General features: G+C 66.5%; 15 protein-coding genes. 5 read left to right on the top strand and 10 right to left on the bottom strand.

The annotated features are described in order from the left end of the window. Positions 1–6: 6 nt before the first annotated feature. Positions 7–909 (bottom strand): SDR family oxidoreductase, encoded by a 903-nt coding sequence (locus tag AC1D3B_RS04380; RefSeq protein WP_478189430.1) that lies wholly within the window; start codon positions 907–909, stop codon positions 7–9. A 104-nt stretch (positions 910–1,013) separates the two neighbouring features. Between AC1D3B_RS04380 and AC1D3B_RS04375 the strand changes: the two genes are divergently transcribed. Next, on the top strand, positions 1,014–1,892 hold the full coding sequence (locus tag AC1D3B_RS04375) for a CoA transferase (protein ID WP_478189429.1): 879 nt from the start codon (positions 1,014–1,016) through the stop codon (positions 1,890–1,892). 3 nt (positions 1,893–1,895) lie between these two features. Here the strand turns inward: AC1D3B_RS04375 and AC1D3B_RS04370 are convergent, their stop codons facing one another. Beyond that, positions 1,896–3,308, bottom strand: a complete 1,413-nt coding sequence (locus AC1D3B_RS04370) for a M20/M25/M40 family metallo-hydrolase (RefSeq protein WP_478189428.1) — start codon at positions 3,306–3,308, stop codon at positions 1,896–1,898. A gap of 190 nt (positions 3,309–3,498) precedes the next feature. Here AC1D3B_RS04370 and AC1D3B_RS04365 point away from each other — a divergent pair, with 190 nt between their 5' ends. Further along, complete coding sequence (locus AC1D3B_RS04365) at positions 3,499–3,864, top strand: hypothetical protein (protein ID WP_478189427.1); 366 nt, start codon at positions 3,499–3,501, stop codon at positions 3,862–3,864. 26 nt (positions 3,865–3,890) lie between these two features. Here the strand turns inward: AC1D3B_RS04365 and AC1D3B_RS04360 are convergent, their stop codons facing one another. The 7 genes from AC1D3B_RS04360 to AC1D3B_RS04330 all read right to left on the bottom strand — a co-directional run bounded on the left by AC1D3B_RS04360 (position 3,891) and on the right by AC1D3B_RS04330 (position 13,169). Continuing rightward, on the bottom strand, positions 3,891–5,183 hold the full coding sequence (locus AC1D3B_RS04360; protein ID WP_478189426.1) for an NTP/NDP exchange transporter: 1,293 nt from the start codon (positions 5,181–5,183) through the stop codon (positions 3,891–3,893). Then, a complete protein-coding gene (locus AC1D3B_RS04355; protein WP_478189425.1) occupies positions 5,180–5,923 on the bottom strand; it encodes an NADPH-dependent F420 reductase in 744 nt (247 codons plus the stop codon). The genes AC1D3B_RS04360 and AC1D3B_RS04355 overlap by 4 nt, the downstream gene beginning before the upstream one ends. 115 nt (positions 5,924–6,038) lie before the next feature. Beyond that, on the bottom strand, positions 6,039–7,511 hold the full coding sequence (locus AC1D3B_RS04350) for a TolC family outer membrane protein (RefSeq protein WP_478189424.1): 1,473 nt from the start codon (positions 7,509–7,511) through the stop codon (positions 6,039–6,041). Next, positions 7,504–9,627: a peptidase domain-containing ABC transporter gene (locus AC1D3B_RS04345; protein ID WP_478189423.1), complete on the bottom strand. Its 2,124-nt coding sequence runs from the start codon at positions 9,625–9,627 to the stop codon at positions 7,504–7,506. Before AC1D3B_RS04345 ends, AC1D3B_RS04350 begins: the two co-directional genes overlap by 8 nt. Positions 9,628–9,629: 2 nt before the next feature. Continuing rightward, positions 9,630–10,829, bottom strand: coding sequence for an HlyD family secretion protein (locus tag AC1D3B_RS04340; protein ID WP_478189422.1), 1,200 nt, complete (start codon positions 10,827–10,829; stop codon positions 9,630–9,632). A 66-nt stretch (positions 10,830–10,895) separates the two neighbouring features. Then, positions 10,896–11,831: a lysophospholipid acyltransferase family protein gene (locus AC1D3B_RS04335; protein WP_478189421.1), complete on the bottom strand. Its 936-nt coding sequence runs from the start codon at positions 11,829–11,831 to the stop codon at positions 10,896–10,898. A gap of 360 nt (positions 11,832–12,191) precedes the next feature. Continuing rightward, positions 12,192–13,169, bottom strand: a complete 978-nt coding sequence (locus AC1D3B_RS04330; RefSeq protein ID WP_478189420.1) for a Bug family tripartite tricarboxylate transporter substrate binding protein — start codon at positions 13,167–13,169, stop codon at positions 12,192–12,194. 157 nt (positions 13,170–13,326) lie between these two features. Here AC1D3B_RS04330 and AC1D3B_RS04325 point away from each other — a divergent pair, with 157 nt between their 5' ends. From AC1D3B_RS04325 to AC1D3B_RS04315, 3 genes are all read left to right on the top strand, one after another. After that, on the top strand, positions 13,327–14,304 hold the full coding sequence (locus tag AC1D3B_RS04325; protein WP_478189419.1) for a LysR family transcriptional regulator: 978 nt from the start codon (positions 13,327–13,329) through the stop codon (positions 14,302–14,304). A gap of 91 nt (positions 14,305–14,395) precedes the next feature. Then, complete coding sequence (locus AC1D3B_RS04320) at positions 14,396–14,902, top strand: hypothetical protein (protein WP_478189418.1); 507 nt, start codon at positions 14,396–14,398, stop codon at positions 14,900–14,902. Further along, positions 14,899–16,260: a GAF domain-containing protein gene (locus tag AC1D3B_RS04315; RefSeq protein WP_478189417.1), complete on the top strand. Its 1,362-nt coding sequence runs from the start codon at positions 14,899–14,901 to the stop codon at positions 16,258–16,260. Before AC1D3B_RS04320 ends, AC1D3B_RS04315 begins: the two co-directional genes overlap by 4 nt. 21 nt (positions 16,261–16,281) lie before the next feature. Here the strand turns inward: AC1D3B_RS04315 and AC1D3B_RS04310 are convergent, their stop codons facing one another. After that, a complete protein-coding gene (locus AC1D3B_RS04310; RefSeq protein WP_478189416.1) occupies positions 16,282–17,016 on the bottom strand; it encodes a hemerythrin domain-containing protein in 735 nt (244 codons plus the stop codon). Positions 17,017–17,068 lie beyond the last annotated feature (52 nt).

The raw sequence follows: 17,068 nt of genomic DNA, 5'->3' as shown, positions 1-17,068 counted from the left end.
CAGGCGCTACCGCTGCGCCTTGTCCTTCTGGTTTTGCGCCTCGATGCGCTCGCGCGCAGCCAGCCAGTCCGCGTCGCTCCACTGCCGCAGTTCGTAGAAGTTGCCGCCGGTCGCGAGCGCGCCGCCGCCGTCCATCATGATGCTCTGGCCCGTGAGCCAGTCGCACTGACCGCGTGCCATGAGGAAGGCGGCCAGGTTCTGCAGCTCGCTCATGAGGCCGGTGCGCGCCATGGGGTTGGTCGCCTTGCTGCGCGCGCCGGGCTCTTCGCCGGGGTTCAGACGCTTGCTCATGCCTTCGGTCGGGATCTCGCCCGGCCCGACGGCGTTGAGGCGAATGCCGTAGCGCGCCCACTCGACCGCCAGCGACTTGGTCATCACTTCGATGCCCGCCTTGCTCATGGCCGAGGGCACGACGTAGGGGCTGCCGTTGTCGACCCAGGTCACGATGATGCTCATCACGCTGCGGTACGGATCGCCCGCCTTCCACTTGCCTTCCTTGGCCTCGGCCACCCAGCGCTTGCCGACGGCCTGCGTGACATAGAAGCTCCCATGGAAGACGATGTTGGCGACCGCGTCGAAGGCCCGCGGCGACAGCGCCTCGGTCGGCGAGACGAAGTTGCCCGCCGCGTTGTTGATGAGACCCGTCAGCCCGCCCGACGCGAACAGGCTTTCGACCATCTCGTCCACTGCTTGCGCGTTGCGGATGTCGACGCCGAAGGTGTCGACGCGGCGCTCCGGGAACTGCGTGCGCCACGTAGCGGCGGTCTCCTCGCAGACGCTCTGCCGTCGGCCGCAGATCGCGACGTCGGCCCCCAGGCCCAGGAAGCGTTCGGCCATTGCGCGGCCGAGGCCGGTGCCGCCGCCGGTCACCAGGATGCGCTGGCCGGCCATAAGATCGGATTGGTACATGCGGGTCTCCTTGTCTACGGTTTGGAACAGAGTGCAAGCCACATCGTAGAGCGCCGGACGCAAGCCGGTAAGCTCCAAAGGTGACATTGCCAAGGATCCGCCCGATGCCGACCTCCCATTCCATCCTTCCCTTCGCGCCGCTCGCTGGCGTGCGCGTGTTGAGCCTGGCGCTCAACCTGCCCGGGCCCGCTGCCCTCATGCGTTGCCGAGCCATGGGCGCCACCTGCACGAAGCTCGAACCGCCATCGGGCGACCCGATGGGCCACTACAACCGGACGGCCTACGCCGCACTGCACGAGGGCGTTTCCATCGAAGTCGCCGATCTGAAGACCGAGGCCGGACAGCACCACCTCCACCGCGCACTGCAAGACACGGACGTGCTCCTCACTTCCTTCCGGCCATCGGCGCTGGCGAAGCTGGGCCTGGGGTGGGATGCTTTGCATGCGCGGCACCCGGCGCTGTCGCAGGTCGCGATCGTCGGGGCGCCCGGCGAGCGTGCCGAGGAACCGGGGCACGACCTCACCTACCTTGCGGAGAGCGGCCTGGTCGCCGGGACCGCATTGCCGCCGACGCTGTACGCCGACATGGGCGGCGCATTGCTCGCGAGCGAAGCCGTGCTGAAGGCTGCGCTGCGGTCCGCCGCGATGGGCAAGTCGGGCATCTACCTCGAAGTCGCGCTCAACGCCGCCGCCGACTGGCTCGCGCTGCCGCGCACATGGGGCTTGACCACGCCCACGGGCGCCGTCGGCGGTGCGCATGCGGGCTACCGCGTCTACCCTTGCGCCGACGGGCGCGTGGCGGTCGCGGCGCTGGAGCCGCACTTCGCTGCGCGACTTTGCGAAGCCGCTGGCGTCGCCTCGACGGACATGACCGCGCCCGGAACGCACGAGGCGATCGAGCGCTGGATCGGCGCGCGCACGCGCGCCGAACTCGACGCAATGGCACGCGAACGCGACGTGCCGCTGCTCACGCTCGAAGAGTGATGCCTACTGCGAAAGCTGCTTGACCATCCGGTACATGAACTCACGCCCGTCGTAGAGCCGGGGGATCGCAACACGCTCATCCAGGCCGTGGGCACGAGCGTCGCTGGGCTCCGAGAAGATCCCCGAGACGCCGTACATCGGAATCCCGATGTTGCGCATGAAACGGCTGTCCGTCGCGCCGGTGCTCATGGTCGGCACGACCGGGATACCGGGCCACATCTGCTGCGTGATCGAATCGACGACCTGCATGACATCCGGGCGCAAGGATGACGGCGGGCTCTTGAGGGGCGGATTGCTCTGCTCGATCTTGATACGGTCGCTGCCCAGCACCTTGCGCAGCGTGGCGTCGACCTCGGCGGGGTCGTCGTGCGGCAGGATGCGGCAGTTCACCGTCGCTTTCGCCGACTGCGGCAGCGCGTTCTCCGCATGGCCGGCCAAAAGCTGCGTCGCGACGCAGGTCGTGCGCAGCGTGGCGTTGTAGAGCGCCGAGCGCGACAGGCGATCGATCGCGGCCTCGTCCGGCTTGCCTGATGCGACGGCGCGCATGTCCTCCGCCATCTGGCCGGTCTCGAACTGCGCGCTCTTGTCGAAGTAGCTGCGCGTGACTTCGGCCAGCTTCACCGGGAAGCGGAACTTGCCGAGACGGTCCAGCGCCGCGCTCAGCTCGTAGATCGGGTTGGCCGCCGTCGGCAGGGAACTGTGCCCTCCGACGTCACGCACTTCGAGCTTGTAGGTGGTGTACATCTTCTCGGCCACTTGCATGCGGTTGAGCACAGGCTTGCCGTTGTTGAGTTGGCCACCGCCGCCTTCGTTGATGCCGTACTCCGCGTCGAGCAGCGCGCGCTGGTTGTTCACGAGCCAGAAAGCGCCGTTGGTGGGCACGTCGCCGAGTTCCTCGTCGGCGGTGAGCGCCAGCACGATGTCGCGAGTGGGTTTGAATCCCTCGCGCTTCAGTTGGCTCAGGATCGAGACGAACGATGCCGCCATGGCCTTGTCGTCCGAGGAGCCGCGCGCAGTGAAGTAGCCGTCGTCTTCCTTGAGCTTGAACGGGTCGGTCTTCCAGTCCTGGCGACGGGCCTCGACCACATCGATGTGGGCGAGCAGCAGGAGCGGCTTCTTGCCGCCCGTGCCCTTGAATCGAACCACCAGGTTGCCCTTGTTGGGGTAAGGCTCGAACAGCTGGATTTCGTCGGCCTTGAAGCCCGCATCCAGCAGATGCTTGCGCATGGCCTGCGCGGCCTCGGTGTTGTTCCCCGACAGATGGGTGGTGTTGATCTCGACGAGTTCCTTGTAGATGTCGTGGAACCGCTGTTGCTCGGGGGTCAAGGGAGGCATCGGGGCCGGCGTCTGGGCCCCCGCGAAAGAAGCGGCACACAAAAGGGCTGCCGCGGCACAAAGGCGTAGCTTGTTATGCATTAAGTATCAGTCTCCGAATTGGACGCGTTGCGGCCCTCGCCGCCCTATGCGGCGCTGGGCCCGATCCAGTATATGGGCCCGTCCGGATCGGGCCACGTACGTGAAAGTCAGGTGCGCGCCGGGATGACAAGTCCACCTTCTCTATTCGAGAATCGCCGTACGGGCAAGTTGCCGTCCGAGGAGATCTCCAATGCACCTCTCGTCTTCGATCGTTCGCGCCACGGCCCTGATGACACGATCGTTCCACACCCCGCTTTCGCGGATCCTCGTGTCGATCCTCGTTGCTGCCGGACCCACCGGCGCGCTCGCGGAGAATGACTTCGAAGGCACCTACGCGAACGGCAACGTCAAGATCGAATGGCGGGCCGGTGGCCGCCTGGGCAACGAATTCGTGTCCAGCCTCTGTCCCGACAAGAAGTTCCGCCCGCGCAGCCACGAGAGCCATTCGCACGCCGGCAAGGACTACGCGATCAAGTCCGACTTCAAGTACAACGAACTCAAGGTCACCGGCTCCAGCAAGTGCCTGCCCAAGGGAACCTACGAGCGTGTGAGGTGATGCTCATGCCTCCGATTGGACACCCGTCACGGATTCTCTCCATGCGCGACGGAAGCGTCGAACGAAGCCTTTCGTTCTTGCGTACGACCCAGCGCCGCCGACAGGATGAGCCACGCGAGCACCACCGGCAGCGCGCACAGCGCGATGGCGCCGATCTTGAGCCCGATCGCGTGCAGCACGTCGTAGACCCAGCCGTAAAGCGCATCGGAGCCCCGGTAGATCACCACGTCGATGAGATTCTTGGCCTTGTACTTCTCCTCGCGCCCCACGACGGTGAAGAACACCTGCCGTGCCGGATTGGCGATGGCGAAGTTCATCCACCGCTGCGCCACCTGGAACACGACGACCACTGCCAGGGTCGGTGCCATCGCGAGCGCGACAAAGCCGATGACATAGATGGCGGGCAAGGCGCCTGCCGCCACCCCGGTGCCGAAGCGCTGCAGGAGGCGGCCGGTGGCGAACACCTGCGTGGCCAGGGTGAGCAGCCCCACGGCCAGGTCGATGCTCGCGAAGATCCGCGTCTGCGCGCCGGCGCCTTGCACCGTGGCCGACACCACATTGGCCTGCGCGAAATAGAGCATCGTCGCGCCGAAGGACAAGAGGCTCACCCACGCTGCGACGCCAAGCAGGTACGGTGAGCGGAACAGGCTCCACAGCCCCGCCAACGCGCTGCCGCCCATGCGCGATTCGTCGTGCCGCGGGCCCCTGTTCACGCCCGCGCTTCGCTCGAGCCGGTGCGCGCAGAACACCGCGATCTCCAGGAAAACGATCGCCGCGATCAGCAGGTTATGCGGCCCCAGCGGCACCGACAGCGCGATGGTGATGACGGGCCCCAACAGCGCGCCCGCCGTGCCGCCCGCGCCGATGAAACCGAACAGCCGCTTGCCCTGCTCGCTGGTGAAGAGGTCGGCCATGAAGGACCAGAACACCGCGATAGCGAACAGGTTGAAGACGCTGACCCACACGAAGAACACGCGCGCCACGATCACCGGCTCGATGCCGAGCGCCAGCAGAACCCAGAACACCGCCAGGTTGACGACGAAGAAGTGATAGACGATGGGGATGAACCGTGCGCGCGTCAGCCGCGCAACCAGCGCGCCGTAGAGCGGCTGCGCGACGAGCAGCGTCACGAAGGTGGCGGTGAAGAGCCATGGCAGCGCCCGCGTCCCGCCCGCGATGCCCATCTGGTCGCGCAATGGGCGCAGCACGTAGTAGCCCGCGAGCAACGCGAAGAAATAGCCGAAAGACCATAGCGCAGCCGCCAGTTCCTGCGGCGTTGCGGGGACCGCCCGCCGCAGCCAGCGTTGCGCCACCGTCATGGCGCCAGCGACAGCTTCTGCCTCAGTTCCGCCGCGCTCACCGATTGACCGTAGCCCGGCCCACCGCGCTGGAATCGCCGGGCGTCGGCCAGCTTGCCCACAACCACGGGATCGAAGCCGGCATCCCGCACGAGACCGGCCGCCACCTTGACGGCTTCCGGGTCGTCACCGGCAATCGGTATCGCCAGTCGCGGCGGGGGCCGGTTGGCCTCGCGGGCGAAGATCGTGTAGGACATGGTGTTGAACGCCCGCACGAGACGCGCACCGGTCAAGTACTTCTGCGAGACGACGCCGATGCCTTCCTGCTCCACTTCGTCGGCCACGCTGCCGTCTCGCGAGGCCACCGCGTTGCAGGCGTCAAGCATGACCTTGCCCTTGAGCGCGCTGCCGTAGTCCTTGCCGATCTGAGGCAGCGCCCCGTAAGGCACGGCGATGAAGAGCGCGTCGCCGAAGGCAATGGCCTGTTCCACGGTGCCTGCGCTGGCGAGCGGCCCGAGTCCCGCGACCAGATCCTTGAGTTCTTCGGGATGCCGCGACGAAAACATCACCGGATGGCCGGCCTTGACCCACAGCCCGCCGATGGTCCCGCCGATGCGGCCCGCGCCGATGATGCCGATGCGCATGCCGGACGGAGACTGAGCCAGCGCGCGATCCGGCTGGAGCGCGGCGAGAACGACCCATGCGCCGCCTGACAGGAGAAGGCTGCGGCGAACCGGATCGAGGAATGGATGTTGCGCCATCGAAACCTCCTGGTGTTCGGCGATCCGGACAACGCCGGATCCCGAGCGATCATCATCCCGCGGGCACGCTCATGCAAGCGCCCGCTGCAAGCACTTGCACCCCTGACTCGGCGTGTCAGCTTTCGGGGATCCACGTCACCAAGGCGGGGCCCTGCGCCTGGGCTTCCTGGACGCGGGCCGGGACGGGCGCACGGTTCGCTTGCATCGACACGGGCGGGGGTGTCGGCACGGGAGGCGACGCTGGCGCTTCGGAACGACGCTTCGGGATCGGCGCCTTCGCGACGGATCCGCCAGGGACCAGCATGGCATTGAGCCGCGCCACTTCGCCAACGTTCAGCGTCCCTGTCTGGGCCTTGAGTTGCAACAGCGTCGTGAGGATTTCGTACTGCGCGCGCATCCGGTCGCGCTGGCTGACACGCAAGGCGTCGAAGGCCCGAAGCACATCCGCATGGGTGCGCGTGCCGACGTCGTAGCCGATCTTCGTCGCAGCGAGCGTTTCCTGCGACACCTGCACCAGTCGCGTCAGCGAATCGATGCGCTCCAGCGCCCACTGGAAGCGCGAGAAATCGTCGCGCGTTGCCGCTTCGGCCTGGCGCGATGCCGACACGAGGCCGCTTTGCGCCTTGTCCTCCAGCGCCACGGCTTCCTTCATCCTTGCCTGCATCCCGCCGCCCGCGAACAGCGGAACGCTCACCGACAGCATGACGGTCGTGGTCTTCGTCGCCTGCGCAAAACCGGACGCGGCAGAGGCCGGCATGTGGCTGGCGCTCAGGTTCACCGAGGGATAGTGGTCGCCCTTCGCCTTGCTGACCTCGAGCTTCGCGATCTGCCATTCGATCTGCTTCAGTTGTACCGGGTATGCCTTCTCGCGTGCCTGGGCCACCCAGCTGTCCACGTCCCTGGGCTCCAGCTTCGGCCGCGCAGGGATGTCGGGCAGGCGCGACAGCCCGGTGAAGGTCTGGCCGGTCACCTGCTGCATCGCCCGGCGCTGGAGTTCGAGCGCGTTGCGGGCTTCCATCTGCTGCAAACGGGCCTGTTCGCTCATCGCCTCCGCCTCGCGAAGGTCAGTCAGCGTGGCTTCGCCCGCGCTTCGCTTGCGCCGCAGGATCTCGAGATGCGAAGCGATCTCCGCCTGATAGTCCGCCGCGCGCCGGAGCTCGTTCTCGGCGGCGAGGACTTCGAAGTAGGTGCGGGCCGCACGAAGGATCGTGGATTGCCGTGCGTCGGCCCACTCGGCGGCGCCGCGTGCGGTGATCCAGTCCGCCTGCTGGTAGTTGCGCCACAGCGTCCAGTCGAACAAGGGCTGCGAGAGATTGACGGTCCAGCCGTTCTGCCAGTAGCTGGTGGTCGACATGTCGCCCGCATCGATGCGGTTGTGGCCGCGCCCCCAGCCGCCGTCGATGCGCGGCAGCAACGCGGCGCGCGCCTGGGGCACCGCCTGCTTTGCAGCCTCGTAGCCCGCGCGGGCCTGCGCCAGATCCGCATCGTGCGCGGTGGCCTGCTCGACCACCGTCACCAGATCGACAGCCTGCGCCATGCCTGCATGGAAGAGGCAGCCCAGCAGGACGCAGATTCCGCGCCTATGCATGGGTGGGGACATCGCTGCCGGTATCGACATGGCCCTCCACCGTCTCGCGCTCGAGCCGCCCCCCGGTCAACCGGTAGCGTTGGTCGAAACACGAAGCGAGGAACATGTCGTGCGTGATGACGACCACGGTGCGATCCAGACTGCGCAGCAACCCGGCGATGCGCCGGACCGTGGCCGGATCGAGGTTGGAGGTCGGTTCGTCCAGCAGCAGCAGTTCGCGCCTCTGGTAGAGCGCCCGCGCCAGCAACAGGCGCTGGCGCTGCCCTGCCGAGACATTGGCCATCGTCTCGCTCACGACGGTGCGCGTGCGCATGGGCAGCCGCATGATGTCGTCGAGCAATCCGACCGCATCGAGCAACGCATGAATGCGCTCCTCGTCCGGATTGCCCTCGAACAGGCAGATGTTGTCGGTGATCGAGCCGTGCAGGATCATGTCGCCCTGGCGCATGTGCACGGCATGGCGACGGATCTCGTCGACTGCAAGGTTGGACCAGGCGATGCCGTTGAGCGTGATCTGCCCATCCTGCAGCGGCTCTGCGGCCGCCAGCAGCTTGAACAGCGTCGACTTGCCGCTGCCGGAGGGACCGGTGATGACGATCTTGTCGCCCTTGCGGATGTCGAGGCTCGCCCCTCGCAGGACGGGCTGGTCGGACACGCCATAGCGAAAGCCCAGCTCGCGCATCTCGATCCCGCCGAAATCACGCACCTCGACCGTCTTGTGGCTGTCGCTCAGCGGCGTGTAGCGTTCCGGCTCGCACTTGACGATGTCGTCGACCCGGCCCACCGGCACGCTCAGCATGAAGTAGCCGAAGGCCGCGTTGATGGAACGCGCGAGACGTTCCGACAACACGGTCTTGTAGATCAGGAAGGAATAGAACACCCCCACCGAGATGGCACCGCCCAGCATCAGCTGCGCCGCCAGCCAGGTGATGACGATCATGTCCGCGTAGTCGAGCAACTTCAGGATGCCGTCGCGCAGGCTGGCGAGCCGACTGCTCTGCAGCACCGAGGCCATGAAGGCCTTGTACTTGGTCATGAAGATCGCGGTGCGGCGCGTCTCGCCCTGCGACAGCTTGATCAGCGACGCGGCGCGGATCGTCTCGATCATTGCGTCGTCGCAACGCGCCGAGTTCTCCATCACCAGCGCGTGCATGTCGCGCATGCGGACGAACAGGGCAAACGAAACGGCCACGTACAACATGAAGACGAGCAGCGCCACCGCGGTCAGCATCCAGCTCTGGATCAGCATCAGCATCAGGGCCAGCGCAGCGACCGTGAGATCGATCCACAGCGAGATCCTCACTCGCGTCGCATAGTTGTTGATCTCGTCCTGCGCCCTGACACGGGCGAACAGGTCGCCGACGTTGCGCTTCTCGAACCAGGGGATCGGATTGCGCAGCAGATGCCCGAGCAAGCCCTCGGTGACATTGATCTGCGCCAGCCCATGCAGCAGTTCGACCAGATAGGACTGCACGTACTGGCTCAGCGCCCCGATGACAAAGATGCTCGCGAAGGTCAGGACGAGCACGTTCAGCAGGTTGAGGTTGTCCGTGGCCACGACGTGGTCGAGCACCAGATTGCCGAGATAGGGCATCGCCAGGATGGCGAACTGGCTGCCGAGCGCCACGAAGAGCACCTTCGCGATCCGCCCGCGAAGCTCCGGATTGCAGGCGCGGACCCGGGCCAGGGCCGCCGGCACGCCGGACCTGGCGCGGATGCGGGGCATCTCCGGCGTCGGCGCGCACTCGATCAGGTAGCCGGACACGTTGGTCGAGAAGGTGTCCATCGCCACCCGTCGCCGACCCGTGGCCGGATCGATGATGTGCACGTACCCGCGGCGGCATTTCTCGAAGACAACGAAGTGCGCGCCGCCATAGTGGACGATCGATCCCCGCGCGATGCCCGACAGGTCCGCCGGATCGAATCGATAGGCCTGGACGGAGAGGCCGAAATCGACCGCCATGTCGTGCAGGTCCATGAGCGACAGCCCGTTCGCCGAGATCGGCCGGAAGGCGGACAGTTCCCGCACTTCGGTGGCTCGCCCGAGGTGCGACAGCACCATCGCCAGGCAGGCATAGCCGCACTCGGCGACTTCATTCTGGTAGATGGTCCGCACCGTCACCCCCTCAACACGCGAAAGAGGGGCGCGAGCACCCATTCGGCAATGGTCCGCCGCTCGACGACGATGCTGGCGGTGGCCCGCATGCCCGACAGGATCCTGAACTTCTGCCGGTCGAAATCGAAGGTATCGCCCTCGAGCGTTGCCCAGGCGATGTAATCATCGCCCTCGCTACCGCCTTTCGACACGGACGGACCCGTCGGCTCGGTCGATGACTGGACGGTGGTGCCCGAGATCGAATCGATGCGCGCGGCATAGCTGCCGAAGCGCTCGTAGGGGAAGGCATCGAACTTGAGCCTGACGGTCTGGCCCTCGTGCACGAAACCACGGCGTCGCGATGGAATCCGCAACGCGGCACGCAGCGGCCCGCCCTCCCGTGTGCCGATGACCAGCGCGACATCGCCTTCCTCCAGTGTGCGCCCGGGCACCAGGTTGGAGAAGGTCACGACGCCGGCCTTGGGGGCGGAAATCGTCATGCTCTGGCGCGACTCCTCGAAGCGGACGTTGAGGTCCTGCAAGTCGCGCGCATGCTGCGATTCGAGGGCTTCGATCTGCACCTCCAGTTCGGCCTGGGTACTCCGCGACGCAGCCAGCTCGCCCAGCAATTGCTGGCGCCGGGCCGCCCCTTGTGCCAGCACCACCCGGCTCTGGCGCATCTCGCTACGGGCCTGCTCGATCCGGTCGGCAGGCAGGTAGTCCGAAACCGAATTCAGCCTGGACAGCTTCTTCTCCGCCTCGCTCACCAGGGCGCGGTTCTGCGCGCCCTGCGCATCGAGGGCGACCATTTCGGCCTGTCGGCTCGCCTTGGTCAGGCGTGCAGCTTCCAGCCGGGCCACCAGGCCGGTCCTGCGCTGGTCGTACTGGGTCCGCATCGTGCCGGTCTGTTCGCTGCGCATCTGCTCGTCGAACTGCGGGCGCTGGCGACCGTCGCTCGACAGGGAAAGGTTCTTGTCGAGCACGAAGAGCGGCGCTCCTGCCGCCACCTCTGCGGACGGCTGGACATGGATCACGGACACGAGTCCGCTCAGCCCGCGGATCTTGACGTCCGAAGGAGAGACGATCTCGCCCTGCACGTCCTGCTTGAGTTCGATCTCGTGAACGAAGGCGAAAACGACGGCGACAACGATGAAGACCGATGCCGTGTAGGAGACCCATCGCCAGGACACGTCCTGAAAGCGAGGGAGGTCGACTGATTTCATGATTTCAACTGGCCATCGGCCCGATCGGAGGATCGCGTCGCGTGTCTGGACGCGGATGCGATCGCTCTATTTGGAGGGTGCGAACGCGTACATGGACGGATGCCCCGCGGGCAGCCAGTTCGCGTAGTTGGCGGTCAACGCCGTTTCGATGCAGGCGGCCAGGTGCTGCGGCGCGTCCGTGGCGGAGAGCGGGATGGCGTCGAACAGATCCGCCTTGAACCGGCCCCGCTCGAAGCGCAGGCAGAAAGGAAGCAACACCGCGTCGAAAGGTGACCCGAGGCGGAAAACTCCGTTGTGGATGCGTGCCGGGCGTCCGAACATCGTGACGCCGACCGTCTGCGTCGGGAAGCGGTGCATCATGAACGGCGGCACGTCGGCGAAGAGGACGATGACGCCGTGGCGCTTCAATGCCCGGGCAACGCGCAATCCCAGGCCATTGCGATCCTCGTCGCCGAATGTGTAGAGCACCTTGACGCCAGGTATTTGCGCGTCGTCGTCGCCGTACAGATTTCGGGGCACACCGGAAACGACCGCGATCGATTCAATTCCCAATAACGCGCGCAACTCGTCAATGACATAGATATTCGCGTACTGGGAAACGTAGTGAAACGGCGAAACAATGACAGGACGTCCGCCGTATTCGGCTTTCAATCGAGAAATTTCTTTTGCGAGTGCTACGGAAATTTCTCCAAGATCGGGCCATTTCTCATTGGCGCATCTCTGCCTGCCGAAATAAATACGCCGATCGATCAGGCTTTCCTGCAATGCCATTGAGCTTGCGCGTCGGACCTGCCGCGTTGAAAGCCCCAGCACTTCCCGTCCGATTTCGACCCGCGCATTTCCGCTCGCCCGGACTCGGGCACTGAAAAGACTCGCGATCCACCATGCCACGGGCACCAGGCGCCCGGACAGCGCCAATGGCAGCCGGCCCGACAGTGCACCTCCGCAATGGTGGCGCATGAGCTTCAGCCGCTGGCGCCAGCGTGTGATTTCCGCTCCCATGAAAAACGGACCTTGCGGTCCGTCCTCCTGCTATTTAGGGAGTGGGAACGACCACCGGCGGCGTCGGCGTCGGCGTCGGCGTGGGCGTGGGCGTGGGGGTTGGCGTCGGCGCGCAGGACTTTGGCTTGCAGCACTTGGCAGTGCCACCCGCAATCATGGAATTCGCCAACGCTTCGCGATCGATTTTTTGCATTTTTTAATGCTCCCTAGGATGTTTCAAAAAGAACGCCCTCGATTGAGGGCGGCCGAAGTCTACATCGCGGATGCATTGATTCTTTATGGATCGACGTCAATCATTCATTTTCAGATTAATCCCAGACAACCAGCGCGCGCTCGACGTTCAGGTGCCGCTTGCCGCGTTCAAAGCTTGATGCCGGCACCTTTCACGGTGGGCGCCAGCACGCCGACCTGCTCCTTCACGATGGCTTCGAAACGCGCGGTGCTCTCCGGCTTGGCGACGATGCCGAGCTCGATCAGCTTCTTCTGCACCTCGGGCATGACGAGCACTTCATTGCACGAAGTGTTGAGCTTCGCCACCATGTCCGGCGGCATCTTGGCCGGGCCGCTGAGGCCGAAGAAGTTCTCCAGCACCAGCTTGGGCTGGCCCAGTTCGACGATGGTCGGCACGTCGGGCATGAGCGGCGAGCGCGCGGTGCCCGTCACGGCGAGCGGCACCAGCTGGCCGCCCTTGAAGTAGGGGACGTAGGCCGTGATGACGTCGATCCCGACCGGGATCACGTTCGCTATCAGGTCGGTCGTCATCGGGGCGCCGCCTCGGTAGGGCACGTGCACGAGATTGGCCCCGGTCACCTTGCGAATCAACTCCCCGTGGATGTGGCCGATCGACCCGGGGCCGCCGGAGCCGAAGTCCAGCCGGCCGTCCTTGCGGGCCCGCGCATCGAGTTCGGCAAAGGTGGTGATGCCCGATGGCTTGCTCGCCATGATCACCAGCGGCGCGGAGCCGAGCGAGGCGATGTGCGTGAAGGCCGTGATCGGGTCGTAAGGTTGCTTCTCCAGCGTGAACGGACCCAGCGCGATCGGCGTGGTGTTCGACAGCATGAGGGTGTAGCCATCCGGCGCCGCCGCCGCCACCTGGCCCCCGCCGATGGTGCCGCCCGCGCCCGGCTTGTTGTCGACCACGACCGCCTGGCCGAGCTTCCTGGAGAGCTGCTCACCCATCACGCGAGCGAGGATGTCGCTCGAGCCGCCCGCAGGAAAGGTCACGATGATCTTGATCGGCTTGTCCGGCCACTGGGCAAAGGCGGGCAATGCCAACGAAGCGGCGCCGGCCGCCAGCAACTGGAGCGCGCCGCGGCGCGTGGGGTGGGTGGTGGTCATGATGTCGTGCAGCAAAAGGGATGCCTGAACTGTAGGAACGCGGACATGGCACGCCAATCGCTTGCGCCGTATCAGCGGCATAGCAAAGGGCCGCCCCGGAGCCCGCTGGCGACTGTCGCCGGTGCGCCGAGGCACCAAAGCTGTGCGGCAACAGACCATGTCACGCTCCAACGACCCATTCGACACCTATTTGCTGCGTGTCTTCACCACGCTGATGAGCGAGCGCAGCGTCTCGCGCGCGGCCACGCGGCTGAACCAGTCGCAGCCCGCCATCAGCACGGCGCTCAAGCGATTGCGGGACGTCTTCGACGACCCATTGCTCATCAAGGACAAGCAGCGCATGGTGCCAACCGAGCGTGCGCTTCAACTGGAGGCTTCGGTGCGCGTGGTGCTCGGCGAGATCGACGCGCTGCTGTCGCCCGGCGACGTCTTCGACCCCGCGACGACGCGCCAGACCTTCCGCATCGGCTCGCCCGACTACCTCGCGCCGCCACTGATGGCGGCCGTCGTCCACTACATGCGCACCACCGCGCCGGGCGCACGCCTGTTCCTGCAGCCGCTCGGCCCGGACTACGACTTCGATGCCGCACTCGCCGAAGGCGAACTCGACGTGGTCATCGGCAACTGGCCGCAGCCGCCCGAACATCTCCGCACCACGCTGCTGCTGGAAGACGAGGTCGTCTGCCTGGTCGACCGCGACCATCCGGGCGCGAACGGCCTCATGGTCAACGACTACCTGGAGGGCTCCCACGTCGTGCCGCAGCTCTACAGCACGCTGCAGCGCGGCGTGGTCGAAACGCACCTCGCGACACAGCGGCTGTCGCGTGCGCCTACGGTCACGGTGCCCTATTTCTCGATGGCGCCGCACCTGCTGCCCGGCACCGACCTGATCTTCACCACCAGCCGCCACTTCGCGCAGCACTTCGCGGCGATGCTGCCGCTGGCGGTCGTGCAGTCGCCCATCGACTTTCCGCCGATGCGTTTCTACCAGCTCTGGCATGGGCGCAACCAGCAGGCGCCGGGGCACATCTGGTTCCGATCGCTGCTGTCGGCGGTCATGCGCACGGCGGGCGCAACGCGGCACCTGCGGGTGTCGCCGCCGCCGGTCGACCGGGCCATGCGCCAGTACGCCTGAGGCACGTACGGACGCCGGGACGGCGCGATTTCCATGCGCTGGGGAGGGCTTTGAATCACAATGCCGTTCTCCCACGCCCGGCCGTTGCCCCATGTCCGACGCCCCTCCCCGCCCGCTGCTGAAACCCGAACACATCGCGATGATCGACAAGGGCGTGTCGACCATCGTCTCGTCGCGCAATGCCGCGCTGCGGCCCAGCCTGATGCGCGCGATGGGGGCCCGCATTTCGCCTGACGGGACGGAGATCACGGTCTTCGTCGCACGCGGCCAGGGGCGACAACTCCTCCAGGACATTGCCGCCACGGGCCAGATCGCGGTCGTCTTCAGCGAGCCGCTGAGCCACCGCACCGTGCAGGTGAAGGCGCGCACGGCCGAGCTCCGCGCGGCCGGTGAAGAGGATCTGCCGGTCCTCCGCCGCTACCTTGCATCGATGGAGTACGAGCTGGGCCTCGTCCGCTGCGACCCGATCTTCGTGCGCACGATCCTCGCGTTCCGGCTCGAGGACCTGGTGGCTGTTCGCTTCCACCCCAACGAAGCCTTCGACCAGACCCCCGGCCCCAAGGCAGGCAGCGCGCTGCCCGCATCGGCAACGGCATGATCCCGGCCTCCCCGCCCGTCTCGCTGCACCAGATCCGCGGCTGCTTCGAAGGCGCGATCCCGGCCATCATGTCCACCTGCGCGGCGGACGGAACGCCCAACGTGGCCTACATCTCGCAGGTCAACTACGTGGACGAGCGGCACGTGGCGCTGTCCTTCCAGTTCTTCAACAAGACACGGCAGAACATCCTTGCCAATCCCTACGCCAGCGTGCTGCTGATCGATCCGGCCAGCGCGGCCTACTACCGGCTGCACTTGCACTACCTGCGCACCGAAACCAGCGGCCCGATGTTCGAGAGCATGAAGGCGCAACTGGCCGGCATCGCCTCGTACTCGGGCATGGCCGGCGTGTTCCGGCTCCTGGGTTCGGATGTGTACGAAGTCGAGGCCGTCGAGAGCGTCGAAGGCGAGCGCCTTCCACCCCAGCCTCCGCGCCTGGGATTGCTCGCCGGCGTGCGGCGTTCGGCCGAACGCCTGGCGGCATGCGGCGCGACCGACGAGTTGCTGCAGACGGTGCTCGCCGTGCTGAATGATCACCTCGACGTGCGCCACGCGATGGTGCTCATGCTGGACGCCGCCACGCAGCGCCTCTACACGGTGGCGAGCTGCGGGTATGCGACATCGGGCGTCGGTTCCGAGATCGAAATCGGCCACGGCGTGATCGGCGTGGCCGCCCGCGAGCGCACGCCGGTGCGCATCAGCCACATGACCAACGCGGCCAGCTACAGCCATGCGGTGCGCAGCAGCATGCGCGAGACGGAGCCCGGCCTGGTGCTCGACACCGAGATCTGCTTCCCGGGCCTGCCGGAGCCGCACAGCCAACTGGCCGTTCCCATCATGTCCAGCGGACGGCTGCTGGGCGCGCTGTTCGTCGAGAGCCCGCAGGACATGCGATTCGGCTTCGAAGACGAGGATGCGCTGGTCGCGATCGCCGGCCACCTGGGCGCGGCGCTGGAACTGTTGCGCGCCGGTGACGAACCTGCGGCTCCCGCGGAGGAGCCTGCTCCAGCCGGTGCGCCGTCGGCCACCGGCGCGCCAGTGCCGGTACGGCACTACCTCGCGAACAACAGCGTCTTCATCGGCGACAGCTACCTGATCAAGGGCGTGGCGGGTGCCATCCTCGGGAAGCTGCTGCGCGAGTACTCGGAACAAGGCCGCAGCGAGTTCACCAATCGCGAGTTGCGGCTGGACCCTGCCATCCGCCTGCCCGACCTCGCGGACAACCTCGAAGCCCGGCTGGTGCTCCTTCAGAGGCGGCTGCTGGAGAACTGCCCTCACATCCGGCTGGAGAAGACCGGGCGCGGCCGCTTCCGCCTGCGGATGGAGCGGCCGGTCGCGCTCACCGAGATCACGGGCTGAGCCCGACCGGCCCCCGGCGCTTCAGCCCTGCGCCAGTCCCGGCGCGGTCGGCAGCTTCAGGCTTGCACTGAGCTTGGCCCATTCCCGCTCGGTCAGGTGCGGGCGCACCACGTCGAGCGCCGCCGCGAAGGCCGGCGCGGGCGCATGCGCGCGCATGTCGCCCATCATTGCGGCGCGCTCGGCCGGGTTCATGAAGGGCACCATCCAGCGCACCACGAACATCATTTCGTGCGGCGGGATCGAGGCGACCAGCGCGTTGTGGATCTCGATCAGCTCGGCATCGGTATAGCGCGCCCAGAGCACCGCGTTGTGCGCCGTTTCCTCGACATGCATGTGCTCGAAGTTGTGGGCGATGAACAGCGACAGCGCCCTGTACAGCGCCAGTGCGCCAGCCGCGCGCGCCTCGGGCTCGCATTGCAGCAGCGCCGTGGTCTGGTTCGCCAGCGCGGTGATGGCCGCCACGTGCTCCTCGTGTTCGTGCGCGATCTGGCCGCTGGCACCGGGCGCGCGGGCCTCCATCGCGGTATGCACGAAGTCGTTCTCGTGCTGCAGGTGCGAGCGGCAGAAGTCCAGCAGTTCCAGCACGCGCTGGGTGACCTGGGCCAGTTCCAGCGAATCGTCGACGTCCATGCGTCCGACGACGAGCAGGTTGTCGGCCATGAGCGCGCGCAGCGCCTTGTGGATGCCGACGTACATATCCACGCGGGGCGCTGCGGCCTCCGCGACCTGGCGCATTTCGCGCTGATCGATGTTCATTGCGGGTGTCCTCGTTTCGGTCCAGCGGAAAGCGCACCGTGCACCCTCCTGC

The organism is Variovorax sp. P5_A3 (assembly GCF_056400665.1).
This window is presented reverse-complemented; position numbering and strand designations above follow the sequence as displayed.

Excerpts from the sequence above, each read along its gene's own strand:
- AC1D3B_RS04380 (WP_478189430.1), bottom strand. The coding sequence starts at position 909 with ATGTACCAATCCGATCTTATGGCCGGCCAGCGCATCCTGGTGACCGGC.
- AC1D3B_RS04375 (WP_478189429.1), top strand. The coding sequence starts at position 1,014 with ATGCCGACCTCCCATTCCATCCTTCCCTTCGCGCCGCTCGCTGGCGTG.
- AC1D3B_RS04370 (WP_478189428.1), bottom strand. The coding sequence starts at position 3,308 with ATGCATAACAAGCTACGCCTTTGTGCCGCGGCAGCCCTTTTGTGTGCC.
- AC1D3B_RS04365 (WP_478189427.1), top strand. The coding sequence starts at position 3,499 with ATGCACCTCTCGTCTTCGATCGTTCGCGCCACGGCCCTGATGACACGA.
- AC1D3B_RS04360 (WP_478189426.1), bottom strand. The coding sequence starts at position 5,183 with ATGACGGTGGCGCAACGCTGGCTGCGGCGGGCGGTCCCCGCAACGCCG.
- AC1D3B_RS04355 (WP_478189425.1), bottom strand. The coding sequence starts at position 5,923 with ATGGCGCAACATCCATTCCTCGATCCGGTTCGCCGCAGCCTTCTCCTG.
- AC1D3B_RS04350 (WP_478189424.1), bottom strand. The coding sequence starts at position 7,511 with ATGCATAGGCGCGGAATCTGCGTCCTGCTGGGCTGCCTCTTCCATGCA.
- AC1D3B_RS04340 (WP_478189422.1), bottom strand. The coding sequence starts at position 10,829 with ATGAAATCAGTCGACCTCCCTCGCTTTCAGGACGTGTCCTGGCGATGG.
- AC1D3B_RS04335 (WP_478189421.1), bottom strand. The coding sequence starts at position 11,831 with ATGGGAGCGGAAATCACACGCTGGCGCCAGCGGCTGAAGCTCATGCGC.
- AC1D3B_RS04330 (WP_478189420.1), bottom strand. The coding sequence starts at position 13,169 with ATGACCACCACCCACCCCACGCGCCGCGGCGCGCTCCAGTTGCTGGCG.
- AC1D3B_RS04325 (WP_478189419.1), top strand. The coding sequence starts at position 13,327 with ATGTCACGCTCCAACGACCCATTCGACACCTATTTGCTGCGTGTCTTC.
- AC1D3B_RS04320 (WP_478189418.1), top strand. The coding sequence starts at position 14,396 with ATGTCCGACGCCCCTCCCCGCCCGCTGCTGAAACCCGAACACATCGCG.
- AC1D3B_RS04315 (WP_478189417.1), top strand. The coding sequence starts at position 14,899 with ATGATCCCGGCCTCCCCGCCCGTCTCGCTGCACCAGATCCGCGGCTGC.
- AC1D3B_RS04310 (WP_478189416.1), bottom strand. The coding sequence starts at position 17,016 with ATGAACATCGATCAGCGCGAAATGCGCCAGGTCGCGGAGGCCGCAGCG.